Here is a 19,923-nt window from a genome sequence, read left to right as displayed (position 1 = left end):
TGCTAGACATCTAAAAGGAGGTTACTCAACGTATAAATATTGAGAAAACAATTGTGAATTTTTAAAATTTTTTGCTAACTTTTTTATGAATCACCACCAAAATGAAATTATTTTTAAAAAAATTAGTAAAACATCGGTAAAAATTCATCGGATAAGGAAATGTTTATAGGGATTACCCGTTGAACAATTAAAACATAGTTTTTTTGAAGTAACAATCAAAATCAATAGTAATTATAAAGCAGCTCTGAGACAACCTTAAAAAAGAACTTCTGTCTTATTTTTTAGAGTGGTTATTTGAATTAGCTATCAATACCTCCTCAGGGCTGCATTTACTACTTGATTCTATTCCAATTCTATTATTTAGCGGTACCCCCTCAAAGCCTACCAAATATCCTATAACCATTTTATTGAAAAGTACTGCTTGCTCTATATTGACAAGATGGCCACAATCCTGAATAATGAAAAGAAGTGATCCCGAATTATGAGGCGCCATTTTCTTTACAGCCGGAAGAAATAATCTATCCTCCTCACCCATAACATATAGTGAGGGTACATTTGTTTGCTCCGAATAAAGATACTTCAAAACAGGATTTAATTTTTTGGTAAACTGGACCCATTTTAAAAATTCCTCATTGTTCCAGTTTATTGATTGTTCCTTTAAAAATTCTCGTGATTCCTTGTGGTTACGATTCGGTAAAAGTAAGTATGTGAAAAAATTGAATTGAGTAGAAAACGAAAACAAGGTTTTGACCCATTTTTGCATCTGAAACAGGAAACGAAGACGGTAATTTATTTTTGCAATAGCACCAGCTAGTATCATCGACTCGATACGATTTGGATATTTAAGGGCAAAATTTTTGATAAAAACCGTACCTAGGGACAATCCTATAAAATGGGACCTATCTATATTCCTATAATCTAAAACATGAAGTATACCAGTGGAAATGGCCTCAACCCGTAAATCCTCTATTGAGTTTAGAGGACTTTCCAAATCCTTCAAACCTATGACCAATATGTTGTAATGAAGTTTAAATTCCGGTAATTGCTTTTCCCACAAAGAGAATATACCTCCCGCACCATCAATGAAGGTAACCCAAGGTAATGAGCTATGATTTAAGTATATCGTATGACTTAACAAAGTGTTCTCTTTTTTTCCTTGATTTAGGAAAAGCCACACAATGTAGATATTCTTTTATAATTGAAACCTCTTATAGCTATAAATTATACCCACTTTCGTCCTTTTTTTCCTTTTTTAACAAGCACAATGTTAAAAAAAAGACAAATTACCTAATAATTAGTTGTTTAGCATAGATAGGTGACATCCAAAAAGGGATTGGCAGCGTATATTTGAAAGAACAAAACTTCAACTATGGAAAAGCAATATTGTAAAGTCGGAACTGTTACCCCAATCGCAGCAAAACCAAACGTTATTACTTTGCTGGAATATCAATATCAAAACTTTGTGGACAAGGCCTCAAAGATGAGATATTCCAATACAAAGTTGAGCGAGTTTTTTGAGCAAAGGGCATTAAAAATCCAAAAATCTTTGGAGAACCTTGTCTAGAGCAAATTCCTAGATTCTAATTCTTTCTGCATTTGACCTTGTAGGTCATTGGCCTTTTCCTTGGCAGCGTTGGCAAAATCCATTGCTGTTGATGCATATATAATCCCTCGGGAAGAGTTAACCAATAGGCCTACATCTGATGTAATGCCATATTTACAAACCTCTTGAAGGCTACCTCCCTGTGCGCCAACACCAGGCACAAGTAAAAAACTTTCCGGTATTATTTTCCGAATTTCCGTCAAATATTCCGCCTTAGTTGCGCCTACCACATACATTAAGTTCTGAGAACCATGGTACGATTTAGAGATAGCAAGTACTTCCTTATATAGTTCCTTCCCATCTATCTTTTTTGTTTGAAAATCAAAAGCACCAATGTTGGAAGTAAGTGCCAGTAAAATAGTATGCTTATTCTTAAAGCTTAAGAAAGGTTCCACAGAATCCTTGCCCATATAGGGAGCAATAGTAATGGAATCAAAATTTAAATCTTCAAAAAAAGCCTTGGCATACCTGGCGGAAGTATTCCCTATATCACCTCTTTTTGCATCGGCAATCGTGAATTGCTCAGGATAGTTTTTATTCAAATATTCAATGGTTCGCTCCAATGATTTCCAACCATTTATTCCATAGGCTTCATAAAATGCGATATTCGGCTTGTATGCCACACACAAGTGGTGGGTGGCATCTATAATGGCTTTATTGAACTCAAAAATAGGGTCTTCTTCTTCTAATAAATGTGGAGGAATTTTCTCCAAATCCGTATCAAGTCCAATACACAGAAAAGTCTTTTTTTTACGGATTTGTTGTACCAAATCTTCGGTGGTCATAAAATTAAAATGCTTACAGGAGGTACGGCTATTATACCCTCATTACTAAAATATTTCAGATGCTTCCTTAAGTTTCTCTGTATTTTCTACTAGGCTCAGTTCATCTATTATCCGTTGAATGTCCCCATCTATAATATTGGATAAATCATAAAGGGTAAGCCCAATTCTATGATCGGTAACCCTACCCTGTGGATAATTGTAAGTTCTAATCTTTGCCGAACGGTCCCCGCTACTTACCTGAGAATTTCTTTTGGCGGCATCCTCTTCTTGTTTTTTCGCCAGTTCCAGATCGTACAATCTAGAACGTAGAACCCTAAAAGCCTTGTCCTTGTTTTTATGTTGGGATTTTTGGTCCTGACATTGAGCTACCAATCCGGTTGGAATGTGTGTCAAACGCACTGCGGAATAAGTAGTATTTACAGACTGTCCTCCTGATCCTGAAGAACAAAAATAATCTATACGGACATCCTTTGGGTCTATTTCCACATCAAAATCCTCCGCTTCAGGTAGAACCATGACAGTGGCGGCACTGGTATGCACTCTTCCCTGTGTTTCCGTTTGCGGTACTCTTTGCACCCTATGGACACCGGCTTCAAATTTCAAAGTTCCATAAACATCCTCCCCGGTGACCTCAAATTGAATCTCTTTGTATCCACCGCTGGTTCCCTCGCTCAAATCGATAACGTTCGTCTTCCATCCCCTATTTTCACAATATTTGGTATACATTCTAAAAAGGTCACCCGCAAAAATACTTGCTTCATCACCACCGGTACCTGCTCTAATCTCCATTACGACATCCTTGGCGTCCTCGTGATCCTTAGGTATCAACATTAACTTTATTTCATCTTCTAAGGCAGGAAGACTTGCCTTCGCCTCTTCCAATTGCACCTTGGCCATCTCCAACATCTCCTCGTCGGAGCCATCGGCTATGATTTCCTCAGCCTCAGAAATGTTATTGCTATACTCCAAATACTGTTCTCTTTTGACCATTAATTCCTTAAGGTCCTTATATTCCTTGGTAAGCTTTACGTAACGCTCCTGATCCGAAATGATATCAGGTTGAATGATCATATCCGATACCTCATCAAAACGTTGTTTTACTATATTTAATTTATCAATCATTATCCTCTACACTTATCCTGCGAAATTACAATAATTTTAGGTACTGTTTTAAGGTAATTCAATACCTATCCAGGTGCAAAAAATCATCAATAATTAAGTCTAAAAAAACTTGGTTTTAGGGGAAGTATTTTTCCAAAAATTTTGAAATCAGGGTATTTTGTCCAGTATCATACCGGAGCTTTTATGAATTTTGTTTTCCGAATCGACAATAATTACCTCTGTATCCCCCAATTGATTCACCAATGCCAAACCCGAATTAGTTCCCATAACCATTATTGCCGTAGCCAAGGCATCACATAATTCCGCATTTTTAGAAAAAACCGACACGCTCTGAACATTCCTACGAATGGGATAACCACTTCTAGGGTCTAAAATATCAGTGTATTTTTCATTATTGATTTCGATAAACCTTTCCTTGTTTCCGGAAGTAGCCACTGATGATTCAACAATTGGCAGCCAGTAAAATACTTTTGTCCTATTATTTGGATTGGCAATGCCCAATAACCACTTTTCACCGGTCGCCTTGGTACCCCATGTGGTAAGATCACCGGATGCATTGATCATACCGGCCACCACCTGTTTGGAAACCAATAATTCTTTGGCCTTATCCAAGGCATATCCTTTACCTATGGCCCCGAAAGAAATTTTCATACCCTGTCTTGGAAGAAAAACAGTTAGTTCAGATTCATCTAACTGGATTGCATTGTAATTGACCCTGGCAACCGCTTCCTTAATTTTTTGTTTTGTTGGTATGGAGGACATAGTGCCTTTGAAATCCCATAGGTTATCCAAAGCGGCATACGAAATATCGAAGGCACCATTGGTGATTTCCGAAATTTGTTTGCAACGTTCTATCAACTTATAAAGCTCCAAACTTACTTTGACCGGTTTAATGCCGGCATTTTCATTGATTAAATAAGTTTCGGAATTTTTGTCCCATGAAGAGATCAGTTTTTCAATTCTTGCAATTTCACCAATGGCCTCTTGAATATTTATATAGCCCAAGTCCTCATTGGTTGAGACGACCGTAATCTCAAAAGGTCCGCCCATTAAGATGGCAGTCTGTTTTACCGTGACATAATTCTTCTCTTGTGCCAACAAAGTGCTAGTGCATAAAATGGACAGTATGATAACCCAAAACCTCAAAGCAGTGTTACTTTAAATGGGTCTAACATTCTAGGAAAACCCCAAAATTTTAGGGATAACAGCGTATGATTGGTTTTAGAACAAAACCAACTGTAGTGACTATCCACTACTTGGACTGTTTTGGAAGGAGATAAATTCAAATAAGTAAAGAATTGGGACTACATTTGGGTTATTCAAAAACCCTTAAAATATCTCCATTAAGTTCAGTTTGATATACTTTTAAAGGTTTTGTAGCCCTTCCATTACCTGGATTTAGATTGCTACCATCCTGGGCAAATTGCGAGCCATGTACATCACAGTAAAATATACCTCCGTTCTGACTTGCAAACCGTACCTCATCATAGCCTTGATGACTACAGACCTGACTTGCGGCAATCAATTCACCTTCCAGGTTTCTAACTACGACCACCAAATTTATTCGAATAAAACCCCCGTTGGTTGCAAGGTTAGCTGCTTCAGCTGAGTTTAAATCAATAGTAAAGTCCACATTCGTAGGCTCTTCAACAATATTGCCATTTTCGCCGTTGTCTTTGGAACAACTTCCCAAGCACGGAAAAGTAATGGCAAATGCAGCTCCCGCACCTAAACTCTTTAAAAATTGTTTTCTTTCCATAGCCGAGATGTTTATAATACAAACGTACGTATCCAGCTATTCGTATGCCTTAATACTCGAAGATTCCAAATTGACTTTTTATGGTCAATTTTTTGGTTGGGGAAGCCTCTACCCTACCAATGATCTGGGCCTCCACGTTAAAACTCTTCGAGATGGAAATTATATCATTTGCGGTCTCTTTATCGGTATAAATTTCCAATCTGTGGCCACAATTAAAAACCTGATACATTTCTTTCCAGCCCGTACCTGATTGTTCCTGTATTAGCTTAAATAACGGAGGAATATCAAAGAGGTTATCTTTTACAATATGGAGGTTGTCGATAAAGTGAAGAATTTTAGTCTGCGCACCCCCGCTACAATGGACCATACCATGTATTTCCTTTTTGCTATACCTGGAAAGTATATTCTTTACGATGGGAGCATATATCCTTGTTGGTGACAACACCAATTTACCAGCATCCAATGGTGTACCTTCCACGGCATCCGTTAGTTTTTTATTTCCGGAATACACCAATTCTTCGGGAACCTCATTATCGTAGCTTTCAGGGTATTTTTCGGAAAGGTATTTTGCAAAAACATCATGTCTCGGCAGAAGTGAGTCCATTACTGCCCATTCCACCGTTATATTCCTTTTCATAACTGGCTTGGCCAAAAGAGGCCAACCCAACGATTACATCTCCCTCCCTAATATTGGCATTGTTAATGACATCACTCCTTTTTAACCTAGCAGTTACGGTGGAATCCACGATAATCGTCCTCACCAAATCCCCAACATCTGCCGTTTCCCCACCAGTAGACCTAATGGTAATCCCAAAAGTTTGTAGTTCCTTGATCAACTCCTCCGATCCATTGATGATAGCGGAAATAACCTCTCCCGGTATCTTGTTTTTATTCCGCCCAATGGTAGAGGAAAGCATGATATTATCCGTTGCTCCTACGCAAATCAAATCATCGATATTCATTATGAGCGCATCCTGAGCAATACCTTTCCAAACCGAAAGATTTCCAGTCTCTCTCCAATACATGTAGGCCAATGAGGATTTGGTACCCGCTCCATCCGCGTGCATGACCAAACAATAATCGTCATCACCGGTCAAGTAATCCGGAACGATTTTACAGAAGGCCTTGGGAAATAGTCCTTTATCAATATTTTTGATAGCGTTATGAACGTCTTCCTTAGAGGCGGAAACACCTCGCTGATTATATCTTTCACTATGGGATGAGGACATCTTGGATAAATTTGTGGCAAAAATAGGGTAATTGATTTTAAAATCAATCTCTATAAAATTTCATATCCCCATTTAAAACAACAACTTTGAAATTATTTGATAAACAAGAGCTCACTATATTTTGTCAGCGGCCATAACTGGTTCATCGATCAACCTTTCCAATTGATCTGCGTGATTTCTAATCGTATCAAATAAAGGTTTTACATCATTGCAATAAGCTTCCGCCATTTTGGCCGTATCCCTTATTTTGTCTGCCTTATTCTGTGTATCGGTTAAGGTATCGGTAACCTTTTTCAAAGCGGTTATATGCTCCCCTATCTCTTCGATCATAGAAAGCTGCGCTTCGGTAAATCCTTTATGGGCGGCGCCATAAATCTCCTTTAAGCCGGTTACATTGGTAATTAATTTATTCTGATATGCTATGGCAGAAGGAATCACCGAGTTATATACCAGGTCTTTGTACATGTGACCCTCTATCTGAAGGTGCATTACATAGGTTTCCAACTCCACCTCCATTCTCGCCCCAAGTTCTACCTCGCTCATTACCTTCATCGACCTGAATAAGTCTATAGTATTTTTTGAAGACAGCACACGGAGGGCTTCGGGAGTGTTTTTATTATTACTCAGTTTTCTCTTTTTCGCTTCGGTTTCCCATTCTTTACTATAACCGTCACCATCAAATCGTATTCTTTTACAGGTCTTTATATATTCCCTAAGTACATTGAAAATGGCCTCGTCTTTTTTGAGCCCTTTCTTATCCAATAATACATCAACCTCCTTTTTAAAGTCCTTGAGCTGCTTTGCTACAATGGTATTTAAAACCGTCATTGGTTTTGCACAATTTGTTTTGGAACCTACCCCTCTCATTTCGAACTTGTTTCCAGTGAAGGCGAAGGGAGATGTACGGTTTCGGTCGGTGTTGTCCAACAGTATTTCAGGAATTTTACCGACAACGTTCAATTTAAGTTCGGTTTTTTCCTCAGGTGAAAGCTTACCTTGGGAAACACCTTCCAATTCGTCCAAAACGCTGCTCAACTGTTTTCCTATAAAAATCGAAAAAATGGCGGGTGGCGCCTCATTGGCACCCAACCGATGATCATTACTTGCTGAAGCTATCGAAGACCTCAATACTTCCTCATAAGTATCCACGGCCTTGATGGTGTTTACAAAAAAGGTGAGGAACTGTAAGTTCTTCATAGGCGTAGAACCGGGACTCAACAAATTGACTCCGGTATCCGTGGATAAGGACCAATTATTATGCTTTCCGAGAACCATTGACTCCGGCAAAGGGCTTTTCATGGAACAATACTTTTAAATGATGTCTGTCCGCAATTTTATCCATAACATCCATCAACAATAAGTTATAGTTCACGGCCAAATTGGCCTCCTCAAAAACAGGGGCCAATTCAAACTGGTTTGGGGCAACTTCGTTGTGCCTGGTCTTCACCGGAATCCCCAATTTGGTGCACTCTTTTTCCGGATCGCTCATAAAACCCAATACCCTGCGTGGAATCACCCCAAAATAGTGATCGTCCAACTGTTGGCCCTTGGCCGCCGATACTCCCATTAGGGTTCGGCCGGTAATGATTATGTCGGGTCTAGAATGTGCCAATGCCTTATCGATTAAAAAGTACTCCTGCTCCCATCCTAAGGTAGCGTTCACTTTTGTGACGTTTTTATCAAAATACTTTGCCACGTTGGTCGCCGCTTCATCTACAGCACTCAATGCCCTTAACAAAGGTGCCTTATTATCCAAGGCCTCACCGGTGTACGATACAAAAATGGTGGGTATACACAGCGTTGTTCCATATATGAACGCGGGAGATGTAGGGTCCCATGCGGTATATCCCCTAGCTTCAAAAGTATTGCGGATACCACCACTTGGAAAGCTGGAAGCATCGGGCTCCTGTTGCACCAATTGTCCGCCACCGAACTTCTCCAAGGCCCTACCATCCAACGTTAGATCGAAAAATGCATCGTGTTTTTCAGCCGTTGCACCGGTCAAAGGCTGAAACCAATGGGTATAATGGGTAGCTCCCATGGTAATTGCCCAACCTTTAATGGCCTCTGCAACCTGGTCAGCAATCTTACGGTTAATTTTGGAACCCGTAACAATGGCATCCTTCAAGCTCTCATAGGCATCCTTGGTCAAATATTGAAGCATTTTGGCCTCATTGAAAACATTCAAACCAAAAATATCGGAACGTCTTCCTTTTTCCTCTACGGTAATGGCCTCTCTTTTTAGGCTCGGACAATGGCTTCAAATCCGGGTATGGACATGCTATAGTAAATTATTAATTCGACAAATTTAAGTGCAAAAAATATTTATTTGACAAAATACCCGATAAAAATTAGGGGTATCATATTATTTATTGAAATCTTGGAGATTTAACCCCCAAAAAATACCTAGATACCTGAAAAAAACATATTTTTGGTCGTCTTTTTAAATTGTAATATAACTACCAATAATTATGAGCAAGATTAAATTAGAATACATTTGGTTGGATGGATACTTCCCAACTCAAAACATGAGAAGCAAGACCAAGGTGGTCGACAAATTTGGCGGAAAATTGGAAGACTGTCCAATGTGGTCCTTTGATGGTAGTTCCACGAGACAGGCAGAAGGAGGATCTTCGGATTGTTTGTTAAAACCCGTAGCCTTGTTTCCGGACCCGGCAAGAAAAGATGGTTGGTTGGTAATGACGGAAGTTTTAAATGCTGACGGTACCCCTCATGAGTCAAACGGTAGGGCCACAATAGATGATGATGATAACGACTTCGGTTTGGTTTTGAGCAGGAATATTTTATTATGGACACCCATACCCAACTGCCATTGGGCTTTCCAATAGGTGGTTATCCCGCACCCCAAGGTCTATACTATTGCTCCGTAGGTGGAAAGAACACGCACGGTAGGGATATTGTTGAAGAGCATGCCGATCTTTGTATCGCGGCCGGTATTAACTTTGAAGGTATCAACCAAGAGGTTGCGTGTGGACAATGGGAATTCCAATTGTTTGCCAAGGGAGCCAAAAAAGCAGGTGACGAGCTTTGGGTTGCCCGATATTTATTAGACCGTCTTACCGAATCCTACGGATATTACATTGAATACCACCCAAAACCATTGGGCAAGGACATGGACTGGAACGGTTCTCGTATGCACGCCAACTTCTCCAATACTACATTGAGAACTGCCGGTTCAAAAGAAGTGTACGAGAAAATATGTGAGGCCTTTAGACCTGTAGTTAAGGAGCATATTGAGGTGTATGGCGAGTTCAACGACCAGCGTTTGACCGGCAAGCATGAAACTGCTTCCATCAACGATTTCAGTTATGGAATCTCTGACCGTGGGGCTTCGATCCGTATTCCTATTGCAACCGTGGAAAGTGGTTGGAAAGGATGGTTGGAAGACAGACGTCCGGCTTCAAACGGTGACCCATACAAAATTGCAGGAAGAATCGTTAAGACCGTGAAGTCTGCGAAAGTTTAAAAAAGTAAAAATTAATTGTTGATAAGAAAGGCCTTGAATTTTTCGAGGCTTTTTTAGTTTTGGATATCAGGAAGTGGGGTGTTCATCCAGTAGTTCCCTTCCAAGTAATCTCTTAAGACGGGTTGTTTTGGACTATCCAAAGGCATATTTTTTGCCATTTCTTCATTTTCAGAAATCAACTGATGGCCCAGAGTGGCTTCCTGCACAAAGAACTCCCTATACTGGTGAATGTATTCCCATTTTCGCTCGTCGAGTTTATTGCCCAATGTATCTCTAATATGACCATAGGAGTACTTGAGATCTGAAACCATAGCGCTATCTTGCTCAGTAAATAAATATTCGTAAGCATTGGCCATCTTTTCATTTTCTAAATCCGGGCACACCGTAAATATTCTTTCATCCTCATAGTAATAAAATTCCTCGATAGGCAGTAAATTTCCCTTATAACTAATTTTAAAATCGATTTTTTTTATCTTATCCAAATCAACAGGTTCCTTATTTATTCGAATTTTGAAAGACCTATCGCGCAAATCCACAACAAACTTTGAATAGAATTTCGTGGACGCTGCACCATTAACTTGTTGTAAAAGGAAATATACCCCAAGTACATTTTGCTGTTTTCCCCTTTATAATATTCCGTTACTATTCTGTATAGCTCCTCTGCGCTAATATTTCTAAAACCATTGGAAAAGCGTTCTCCTGGCGTTAATAGCACTATCCAGTTCTCCAGGTTTTTTACGCCTGAACACCGTGTAATCCAATTTTAAAATAGCGAAGGAACCGGTATCCAAAAAAATGGTGCCATCTACATAATAATCCTTGTCCCTAAAAGAGCAGTCTATTTGATAGACCGATCGATCTTTAAAATTGGTAGTTCCCAATAGCCTAAAGCGGTGACCTTCTACAAAATCCTTCGCCATATTATCAACAAAGGAATATACCTCTATTTGATTGTTCCTAATAGCATCATGTATCATCAAAGTAACGAGTTCATTGCCTCCGGTGTTCTCCATTTTGGCGTGCGGAATTACCTTGTTAAAACCTCTATAGTCATAAGGCTGCAGGGCAAAACTATCAACAGGAAATTCAAGATTGGGACTGTACGAGTACAGTTCATATTCATTACTAAAATTGTCCTTGTTGGAAAAACCTGAATCGTATACATTTAGAACCGCCTCGTTCAAATTGTTATAATTTCCATTTTTTATCTGATAATCCCGATAGTAACCCACCATGGCATAAGGGGACAATGAATAGTTCTGAGGGATACGCGCTACGGCTATTCTCACCATTTCCCTCGCATCTAGCTTTTTCAATTTGGCCCTCACGGTTGCTTCACTAAGTTCCATTGCCGAAGGTTTTATAAGAATGATATTCGCCTCGGTTTCCTTCAATTCCTGGATGTCTATCAATTTGGTACTATAGCCCATACAGGAGATTTCTAGAACATCCCCTATCGACTTATACCTTATGGGAATTCTGAATGTACCGTCTACATTACTGATAACCCCCATAGCAGCATCCTTTATCCTGATACTGGCAAATGCCACCGGTTCATTATTATCACCGTCCACCAATTGCCCAAAAATATAATCCCCATTTTGGCCGTATATAGAAGTACCGACAAATAAAAGCATCAGAAATACGAAGAAGCTCCTCATGGGCTTTCAATGTTATTTAGATTATTCATCAATGGAGTATTCATCCAGTATTCCCTATAATCCTTTGGCTTTACCATTGGTTGATTTTGAAATATTGGTTTTCTTTTGTCCATATACTCTCCATTTAATGGTGACCTTGAATTTGGTTTTATACGCTGCGCAAAAAATTCCCTGTATTGCTGGTATTCCTGCAGATCGGGCTTGTTTACCGATTCCCATGGATATCCATTACATTTTCAATGCCTATTTCAAACATGTCCTCTACTTCGTTTGCTTTTCGCTTATTTATCAAAGCACTTGTTTCACCCTTGGCATTAAAGACCGCCTGTTTAAAGTCTTCATCCCCATATAATCTAATTGAGTCACCGAACACTTCTATCTTTTCAATTCCGTACTTCTTATTCCGGAACATCATTTCATAATTCTTAGGGTTTTCTGCAGAGAGTGAATCGACCGTATTATTAAAGTAAAGTGCGTAGTAACCACCGGGCATATTGACGAAAGTGGAATCCAATTCGAATTTAGGAGGTCTTCTTACTTCAAAAGTATTATAGAAAGAGATATAATTTAAATACATTTTACCATTTACCTTCCTATATTCTGTTGAAATTTCGTAAATGACCTGCTGCTTGTGGCCGTGTCTGTTTTTCTTATTTTCCTTATTTGTCCTTTTGGCGTCATACATCGTATACTCCAATCTATGGATGGAGAAATCTGTTTTGGATATATATACTTCTCCATGGGCCCTATAATTTGGTCGTATTTCCCAAAATTTAATCCCATACAATGCTTCATTATCGCTATATGAATCTTTACTCCTGAGAAAATTATGATTTTTAATTACATCTCTTTTTAAGGTTCCAATGTAGTCGTAGGATGAAGTATTGTAATTCCTTATGGCATCATGAATTCTTAGAATGCGGAACTCGTTGCCCCCTAAAGCCCCCAAATATGCTTTTTTTATAATTTTCTTGTAACTATCATAATCATAGGCTATCCGTGCCATTGAGTCCTGTTTAAAATCCTTGTTCAGTTCAAAATTAAAAACTTGTATTTCAGAGGTTTCATCGTCCAATTGGTCGAACCCCTTGTCATACACCTCCATGATACCCTCATTAAGATTAATGTACTCCCCATCTTTAAACTGATAATCCCTATAATATCCTATGGTTGAAAAAGAAGTAGTAGGATAATTATCAGGAATCGCATCAATTGCCTTTTGTACAATACGCTTGGGACCTAACCTTTTTCTTCTTTTATCCCTAGCCTCTACCACGGCTTCCTGTAGGTTAAAGGTAGACGGCTCTAATTTGATAACATTAAGTTCGCCAAGCAAAAAATCGGTAACAGGCATTTCCTTGGTCCGGTAGCCCATGGAGGAAATCACTATAGTATCACCATACTCCCTGTACCTTGCCGGAATCCTAAAACTACCATCTACATTGGTGATTACGCCCAGCTCCCTGTCCTTGATTCTTATATTTGCAAATACGACAGGTTCTCCCGTTGTTTTATCCTCAATCTTACCGAAAAAAAATTCATTCTGTTGGGCATGTACAAATGCACAATTAAGTATAAAGAATATGCAAATGATGTACCTTAACTTCATACGCTAGTCTTCAATGGATTTTAGCGGTGTGTTCATCCAATAGTCACTAAAATTTTCGGGTCTCTTAATTGGTTGATCAACAAATATTGGTTTGCCCTTATCCATAAAGAAATCATCCCTTGGAATAGTAGTTGATCCTAACTGAAGTTCTTGCACAAAGAATTCCCTAAACTGTTTTCTGTTTTCGTATTCGGGTTCGTTCACTACATTTCCGTTTTCATCCTTCACATTCTTAATGTCAACAATTAAATCACCGCTCTTAATTTTATCACTATTAACCGAATAAATTAATTCCCTAAATAAATTTCTGGTTCTTTTGTTCTGAACATCGGGAATTAAGGAAACTTCATTACCAATATGGACAATTGCTTTAAATTTTAGCTTTTGTCCATTAAATCTAATATCATAATTTGCAAGTCTCAGTGCGGATTCCTCCTCTAAATCATTAGTAAATTCTAAGACTAATTGATTTCTGTTAAAATCCAGTATGGTTTGTTCCAATTTCAATTTTGGCGGCTTGACCAATCTAAATGAATTGTTCATCGAATGGTAACTTAAATACATCTTTCCTTCCTTCCTTTTATACTCCAATTTCGTTTCAAAAAGCAAGTCAATACCATTATTGATTCTTTTAGTATTATAAAATACTGCATACTCAAATCCATGTATTGCAAAACTATCCTTTGTGATATACAAATTCCCCTTAACATCCCATTCTTTAATTGAAGAGGAAAAGGATATGTGATATAAATAGGATCCATCCAATATTTGATCTTCTTCCCTATTAAATGTATGGTTTCGGGTAAAGTCACTTTGAAAAACATTTACAAAATCAAAGGTATTTTTATCATGATTTCTAATAGGATCATGAATTTTTAAAATAACCAACTCATTACCTCCATAACTATCTAAAAATGCATCAGAAATTGTTTTATGGCCACTTTTATAATCATATGGTTTTAATCCGATTGTATCTATCAAAAAATCACTATTCCTTTTGTAGCTGAACAACCCAAGTTCGGTTGTCTCATAATCCGAATGTTCAAAACCCCTGTCAAAAATCTGTATTAATGCCTCATTAAGGTTTAGATAATCCAAATTATAAAGCTGATAATCCCTATAATATCCCACATAGGAATATGAGCTCCGGGGAACGTTTAATGGAAGATTTTCTATTGCCTTATGAACGATTTCCCTGGCCGTAAGACCTCTTAAGACACGACGTTTTCTTTCTTTTACAATGACCTCGTCCAAAACTAACAAAGCAGGGGTTAATTTTAATTCTAAAATGATATTATCTGCAAATAAAGCTCGCGAAACTTCCTTTGATTCATAACCCATGGAAGAAATCTCTATTGAATCCGTAGCGTCCATATACTCTTTAGGTAAACGAAAACTACCATCCATATTTGTAATAACACCCTTTGCCTTACCCATTACTCTCACAGTGGCAAAAACCACAGGCTCTCCTGTATTAGAGTCCAATACCTTTCCTCTTATGAAGTCATTTTCTTGAGCCCAACAAACCGATACCACTAGAAGAAATACAATAAAGGGTAATCGATTGGTGTACATTGTATCAGGTAATGGTTAGATAAACAAAAGATACATAAATTCCTACAAGAATTATACCATCTCGCCAACCTAACCGTAATCCTTTTGGAAAAAACACCAAAGGAAATATTATAAAGGAGATGCCCAACATCCGGAAAATATCATTGCTCAATAACCCTGGGTCTACGACCTTAATTGGGGTGACCAGAGAAGTTATTCCAAGTACTGCCAACAAATTAAAAATATTGGAACCTATCAAATTACCTAGGGAAATCGCCTTTTCCTTTTTCAAAACTGCTATGACGGATGCTGCCAACTCAGGGATACTGGTGCCTACAGAAACAATGGTAATGGCAACGACCCTTTCGCTTACCCCAAAGGCGGTTGCCAATCCAACGGCTCCTGAAATCAGCAGTTCTGAACCTCCCCAAAGACACAAGCCTCCCAGTCCCAAAAACAGTGCGGTTTTGTACAAAGGCAAGTATTCATCATCTTCCGGCATTTCGTCTACCACGGCCGTTTTTTGAAAGCGAAGAAGATAAACCAAAAATAGCAGTAAAAATACCACCATAACCAAACCTTCATACCGATCTATGACCCCATCAAAATAGATAAAGAAGAAAAAAAGAAGGGAGGCTACCATCATTACGGGCCAATCTGTGCCATAGAAACTTTTATTTACATCGATGGGACTAAGTAAAATGGTTACGGCCAACACCAAACCCAAATTCGCTATATTGGAACCTACTACATTACCCAAGGCCAAATCGGAAAACCATCCAACGCCGCCTTAATGCTGACGATAAGCTCCGGTGCGGAGGTAGCGAAAGATACCACCGTCATACCTATGACAATCTTTGGAATACTAAGTTTAAGAGAAAGATCCACGGCAGCTTTCAGCAACCAGTTTCCTCCCAAAATCAATAATCCTAGTCCAGTTATGACGAAAAGGAGATCTTGCATCTCAATGGTTTGGTAACAAATATAAAGGAAGGCTTGAAGTTAGCTAAGCACAACATTTAAAATCAATAAAAAACTATATAAATAGTTAAATAACTGTAAAAATAGTTTTATAACTACAAAAATAGTTATAGGTTTGACCAAAATTAAAACCATGCAAAAATTAACCAATAAAGAGGAAGAGGTCATGAAAATCCTTTGGAGCCTGGAAAAGGGCTTTGTTAAGGAAATCATGGAAGAAATTGAAGGTGAAAAACCACACTACAATACCCTTTCCACAATTGTACGAAACCTTGAAGACAAAAAATATGTGGGCCATGAGGCCTTTGGAAAAACCCATAGATACTTTCCACTAGTTTCCAAAGAGAATTATCGTAAACAGTTCGTTAATAGTAGCATGGTCGATTTTTTTGACAACTCCTATAAAAGCTTAGTTTCCTTCTTTGCTAAAGAAGAAAAGATTTCAGTAGAAGAACTTAAAGAAATTATTGACTTGATAGAAAAACGGAAATAGATGGAAGCCCTACTCATATATATCTTAAAGTCTTGTGGATTACTTTCTTTATTTTACATAGTCCATTACTTTCTGCTCAAAAAGGAAACGTTATTTGTTTACAACAGGTTATTTCTCTTAACTGGTTTGTTGGCCTCCATGATATTGCCAATAATATCCATAACAAGGACCATTACCTTAAACCTTACTCCACAAGAACTTTCAAATGAACCTCAAAATTTGGTTAATGAGATAACTTCAACCAGTAGCCTGCCCGTATTACTACTTACAATCTATGCACTGGGAGCCCTATTATTCGTTCTTAGGCTAACGAAGGAGATCTTTCAATTAAAATATATTATTAAGAGAGGAACAGTCAATCATCAAGATGGCTTCTCCTATGTACGGAGCAACAAAAAAATAACACCCTTCTCCTTCTTTACCTATATCGTATACAACCCTTGCCTTCATTCCCGAAGGAACTTGATGCTATAATTGAACATGAAAAAATTCATTCCAAGCAAAAACATTCATTGGATATAATTCTTATGGAACTGTGCCTAATAGTACAGTGGTTCAATCCCGTTGCATGGTTGTACCGAAAATCATTGAAGGAAAATTTGGAATTTCTCGCTGACACCAATATTCATACTTCCTCATTGGACAAAAAAGAGTATCAATATATTTTACTTAAACAGGCCGTTGATCCACAGAATTTATCAATCGTTAATCCATTTTTTAATTCATTAATCAAAAAACGAATCGTCATGATCAATCAACATCCATCACACAAATTCAAAGCACTTAAAGGTCTATTTATTTTGCCTTTTTTGGCTTTGTTCCTTCTAAGTTTCAATGTAAAAACTAAGTATGTCCTTCAAAGAGACCAAGTAAACCTATCAGAAGAAGGTGTTATAGAATTGGTTATTGACAAAACTACGACGGACGATGAGCTCCTAAAAATCAAGAACGATCTCAAAAAGGACAATATCGACTTTTCCTATACAACGGTGAGGAACGGGGATGGAGAGATTTCATCACTTTCCCTTCACGTTTCCGGAGGTACTAAAAAAGGTGCGGAATTCAGCAGTAGTCATAATTCACAATCGGACGATGACACGATCGACCCCACCTATATTTTAATTGATACAGAAAACAATACTGTTACCATAGGTAATGGAAAGAGTAACGTATTGCATACCGATGCTCATACCAAGGTGTGGGTGCACAGGTCAGACGGAAACGAAGACCACAAAGAAATTATAGTTAAAAAAATAAATGGAAAAAAATATGCGACCCTTAACGGTGAAGAAGTTTCCATTGAGGATTTAAAAGAGATGGATATGGATATCGATGAAAACTCCTTTATCATGATTGATTCCGATGATGAAAATGTTACCAAAGAAAACATCGTCATCAGAAAAGTATCACCAGGTTCTAAAAAACATATCTTTATTAAATCTGATTCCGATGAAGATCATGATATCGAAATTATAGAAAAGGAGTCTAATGGATTTTTCTTCATAGATACCGACGGAGATAAAAAACCTTTGTTTTTGATCAATGGAAAACTGAGTAATGAGAAACAAGTAAAAAAACTAGATCCCAGTAACATAAAATCCATTAATGTCTTAAAAGGCTCAGAAGCCATAAAAAAGCACGGTAAAAAAGCCACCGACGGTGTTATTGAAATAACCACCAACTAGAGGGTAACAACCTTTACAAGATAGTCGATTTAGACAGACCTGGTCACATGGAATATCCATTTGGCCGGGTCTTTTTTTTGCTTCCCATAAAAATGAAATCGAAGAAAATCGAAGAAATTTTAATGAAAATCCCCTACAACTTTTGGAAACATCCCATTTTACCCCTACAAAATTTATATAATATAACTAAAAAGGTATATACGTATTACATTTTATCACATTATTGTAGGATTAGTCACAAATATTATAACATATATCATTTTTTTACTTACATACTTGTATCCAAATATATCGATTTAACTAAAATTTCTTGGATGGAAGCGAAACTCCATTATATATTATTCGAATAATCGATTATAAACAACAATTGTATAACCTAAAACTATAAAGATGATCACTGTTATTAAACTCATATTATATCTAATTGTAAGTATCATAATGTATAACCTCTAAACTTGAAAAACCATGTTAACATTTATAGGAATTTTAATTATTGTAGTAGGGTTGCTCGGCCTTTTGGCAAAACCCATTTTTGGAAATACCAAGTTAACGGGATGGGCAACTCCTAAACGAAGTCTACAAATAGTACTATTGGGAATAATTCTTAGTATTATAACCGGAGCCTTTTTCTACGCAGAACCTGGAACGGCCTATGCCGTACAGTATCCCTGGGGAGGGCAAAAGGCTGTTTTTAGACAAGGTATCCATTCCAAAATGTGGGGCCGCTTGATACCTATTCAGTTCGAGCTACCTATTAAATATGTTATTCCAAATTCAAATGGAGAACTTGGGGAGCAGAGTGAATATGCCAATGTAGATGATGCAAAATACTGGGCCTTTAGTGATGCGGTGAAAGCTAGAATAGCAACTTCTGTAGTGATAGGTATCAATACAGATGATGACAATCAGTTTCTATCCGTTGCCGATCGTAATAAAACGGAACAGAATATGATCCGATCACGCATCATTCCCAATATTGACCAGTCTATAAAGAATACCTGCAAGCTTATGGATGCCCAAGATTATATTTCCGGGCAGGCGTCTGACTTCGACCGATATTTTAAGGATCAACTGGAAAACGGAATGTATGTACTGGAGGAGTATTCCGAGAATCAAAACCGTGAAATCATAGGTGATAGCAGCACCGTTCGTACAGTAATGAACAAGGAATCGAAACAAAAGCGCTTCCGAATCCAAGTCAAGGATGCAGAACCCGTTAGAGAAAAAGGAAATTCCCTAAAGGCCTATGGGCTTACCGTTATCCAAGCCGTGGTGACGGAAATAGATTGGGAAGAAACTTTTGACAACCGTTTACAGTTACAAAAGGAAGAGGTGGCACAGACACAGCTGGAAAAACAGCAAGCGGAACGTGAATTCTATCGTGCCCAAAAGGAGAAAGCCGGAGGGGAAGCGGACAAAGCCGTTGAAAGGGCCCGATTAGAAAAAGAGCAGATTCAAAAAACCATTGCTGCCGAAACCGAGGCCAAAGTAGCCGAGTTCAACTTAACGAAGGAGAAGAAGCAATACGAGGTAGAAAAGTTCAAGGCTTTGAGCAAGAAGGTAGCTGCCGATGCGGAATCCTATAAAAACGCCAAATTGGTTTCCGCTGGTCTCACCCCACAGGAACGTGCGGAATGGGAATATAAAACCTCCGTGCACGTGGCCCGTGAGCTAAAAGACCTAAGTCTTCCGGAGATATTCATTGAAGGAAGTACCGGCAAGACCAGCGACGGTAATTTATTGCAATCGCTCATTGGGGCCGATCCGGCCAAAAAAATGATGGATGGCAAAAAGGAGTAACAACCACCAACTTTCAAAGATTGCGGTCTAAAACCGCAATCTTTTTTTATGTATGTTTGTTAAAACGTTGTTTTGAAATGAGCCATATCAAGGCTCGATATACAAGGAGATGTCTCAATAACTATCAAGATAGGGAATTACATCTGACCTATGAA

General features: G+C 38.2%; 13 protein-coding genes and 4 pseudogenes. 5 read left to right on the top strand and 12 right to left on the bottom strand.

Annotated elements, in window-relative coordinates:
- Positions 1-274: 274 nt before the first annotated feature.
- Positions 275-1,138: an alpha/beta fold hydrolase gene (locus NYZ99_RS05125; protein ID WP_260574173.1), complete on the bottom strand. Its 864-nt coding sequence runs from the start codon at positions 1,136-1,138 to the stop codon at positions 275-277.
- Positions 1,139-1,369: 231 nt separating this feature from the next.
- Here NYZ99_RS05125 and NYZ99_RS05120 point away from each other — a divergent pair, with 231 nt between their 5' ends.
- A complete protein-coding gene (locus NYZ99_RS05120) occupies positions 1,370-1,564 on the top strand; it encodes a hypothetical protein (RefSeq protein ID WP_260574171.1) in 195 nt (64 codons plus the stop codon).
- Here NYZ99_RS05120 and pyrF read toward each other — a convergent pair.
- The 6 genes and pseudogenes from pyrF to NYZ99_RS05090 all read right to left on the bottom strand — a co-directional run bounded on the left by pyrF (position 1,561) and on the right by NYZ99_RS05090 (position 8,728).
- Positions 1,561-2,388, bottom strand: a complete 828-nt coding sequence (pyrF, locus tag NYZ99_RS05115; RefSeq protein WP_260574170.1) for an orotidine-5'-phosphate decarboxylase — start codon at positions 2,386-2,388, stop codon at positions 1,561-1,563. The two genes, NYZ99_RS05120 and pyrF, sit on opposite strands and share 4 nt — an antisense overlap.
- Before the next feature lie 45 nt (positions 2,389-2,433).
- Positions 2,434-3,510: a peptide chain release factor 1 gene (gene prfA, locus NYZ99_RS05110; RefSeq protein WP_260574169.1), complete on the bottom strand. Its 1,077-nt coding sequence runs from the start codon at positions 3,508-3,510 to the stop codon at positions 2,434-2,436.
- Positions 3,511-3,657: 147 nt separating this feature from the next.
- Positions 3,658-4,656: an FAD:protein FMN transferase gene (locus NYZ99_RS05105; protein WP_260574165.1), complete on the bottom strand. Its 999-nt coding sequence runs from the start codon at positions 4,654-4,656 to the stop codon at positions 3,658-3,660.
- A 169-nt stretch (positions 4,657-4,825) separates the two neighbouring features.
- Positions 4,826-5,269 (bottom strand): QcrA and Rieske domain-containing protein, encoded by a 444-nt coding sequence (locus NYZ99_RS05100; RefSeq protein WP_260574163.1) that lies wholly within the window; start codon positions 5,267-5,269, stop codon positions 4,826-4,828.
- 49 nt (positions 5,270-5,318) lie between these two features.
- A pseudogene (locus tag NYZ99_RS05095) lies at positions 5,319-6,498 on the bottom strand (AIR synthase related protein).
- A 92-nt stretch (positions 6,499-6,590) separates the two neighbouring features.
- Positions 6,591-8,728: pseudogene (locus tag NYZ99_RS05090) on the bottom strand (glutamine synthetase III family protein).
- Positions 8,729-8,969: 241 nt separating this feature from the next.
- On the opposite strand from NYZ99_RS05090, the pseudogene NYZ99_RS05085 reads away from it, so the two are divergent.
- Positions 8,970-9,985, top strand: a pseudogene (locus NYZ99_RS05085) (glutamine synthetase beta-grasp domain-containing protein).
- A 53-nt stretch (positions 9,986-10,038) separates the two neighbouring features.
- Here NYZ99_RS05085 and NYZ99_RS05080 read toward each other — a convergent pair.
- The 5 genes and pseudogenes from NYZ99_RS05080 to NYZ99_RS05060 form a co-directional block, all read right to left on the bottom strand.
- Entirely contained in the window at positions 10,039-10,467 is a 429-nt protein-coding gene (locus NYZ99_RS05080; protein WP_260574161.1) for a hypothetical protein, read from the bottom strand.
- A gap of 192 nt (positions 10,468-10,659) precedes the next feature.
- On the bottom strand, positions 10,660-11,646 hold the full coding sequence (locus NYZ99_RS05075; RefSeq protein ID WP_260574159.1) for a carboxypeptidase-like regulatory domain-containing protein: 987 nt from the start codon (positions 11,644-11,646) through the stop codon (positions 10,660-10,662).
- A gap of 205 nt (positions 11,647-11,851) precedes the next feature.
- Entirely contained in the window at positions 11,852-13,255 is a 1,404-nt protein-coding gene (locus NYZ99_RS05070; protein WP_260574158.1) for a carboxypeptidase-like regulatory domain-containing protein, read from the bottom strand.
- A 3-nt stretch (positions 13,256-13,258) separates the two neighbouring features.
- On the bottom strand, positions 13,259-14,830 hold the full coding sequence (locus tag NYZ99_RS05065) for a carboxypeptidase-like regulatory domain-containing protein (RefSeq protein WP_260574157.1): 1,572 nt from the start codon (positions 14,828-14,830) through the stop codon (positions 13,259-13,261).
- A 4-nt stretch (positions 14,831-14,834) separates the two neighbouring features.
- Positions 14,835-15,772, bottom strand: a pseudogene (locus tag NYZ99_RS05060) (calcium/sodium antiporter).
- A gap of 151 nt (positions 15,773-15,923) precedes the next feature.
- Here NYZ99_RS05060 and NYZ99_RS05055 point away from each other — a divergent pair.
- From NYZ99_RS05055 to NYZ99_RS05045, 3 genes are all read left to right on the top strand, one after another.
- Positions 15,924-16,283 (top strand): BlaI/MecI/CopY family transcriptional regulator, encoded by a 360-nt coding sequence (locus NYZ99_RS05055; RefSeq protein ID WP_260574156.1) that lies wholly within the window; start codon positions 15,924-15,926, stop codon positions 16,281-16,283.
- 512 nt (positions 16,284-16,795) lie between these two features.
- A complete protein-coding gene (locus NYZ99_RS05050) occupies positions 16,796-17,968 on the top strand; it encodes a hypothetical protein (protein WP_420845186.1) in 1,173 nt (390 codons plus the stop codon).
- Positions 17,969-18,433: 465 nt separating this feature from the next.
- Positions 18,434-19,768 carry an SPFH domain-containing protein gene (locus NYZ99_RS05045; protein ID WP_260574152.1) on the top strand — a complete coding sequence of 445 codons (1,335 nt, stop codon included), beginning with the start codon at positions 18,434-18,436 and terminating at the stop codon, positions 19,766-19,768.
- Positions 19,769-19,923 lie beyond the last annotated feature (155 nt).

The organism is Maribacter litopenaei, assembly GCF_025244665.1.
Lineage (GTDB): Bacteria > Bacteroidota > Bacteroidia > Flavobacteriales > Flavobacteriaceae > Maribacter > Maribacter litopenaei.
This window is presented reverse-complemented; position numbering and strand designations above follow the sequence as displayed.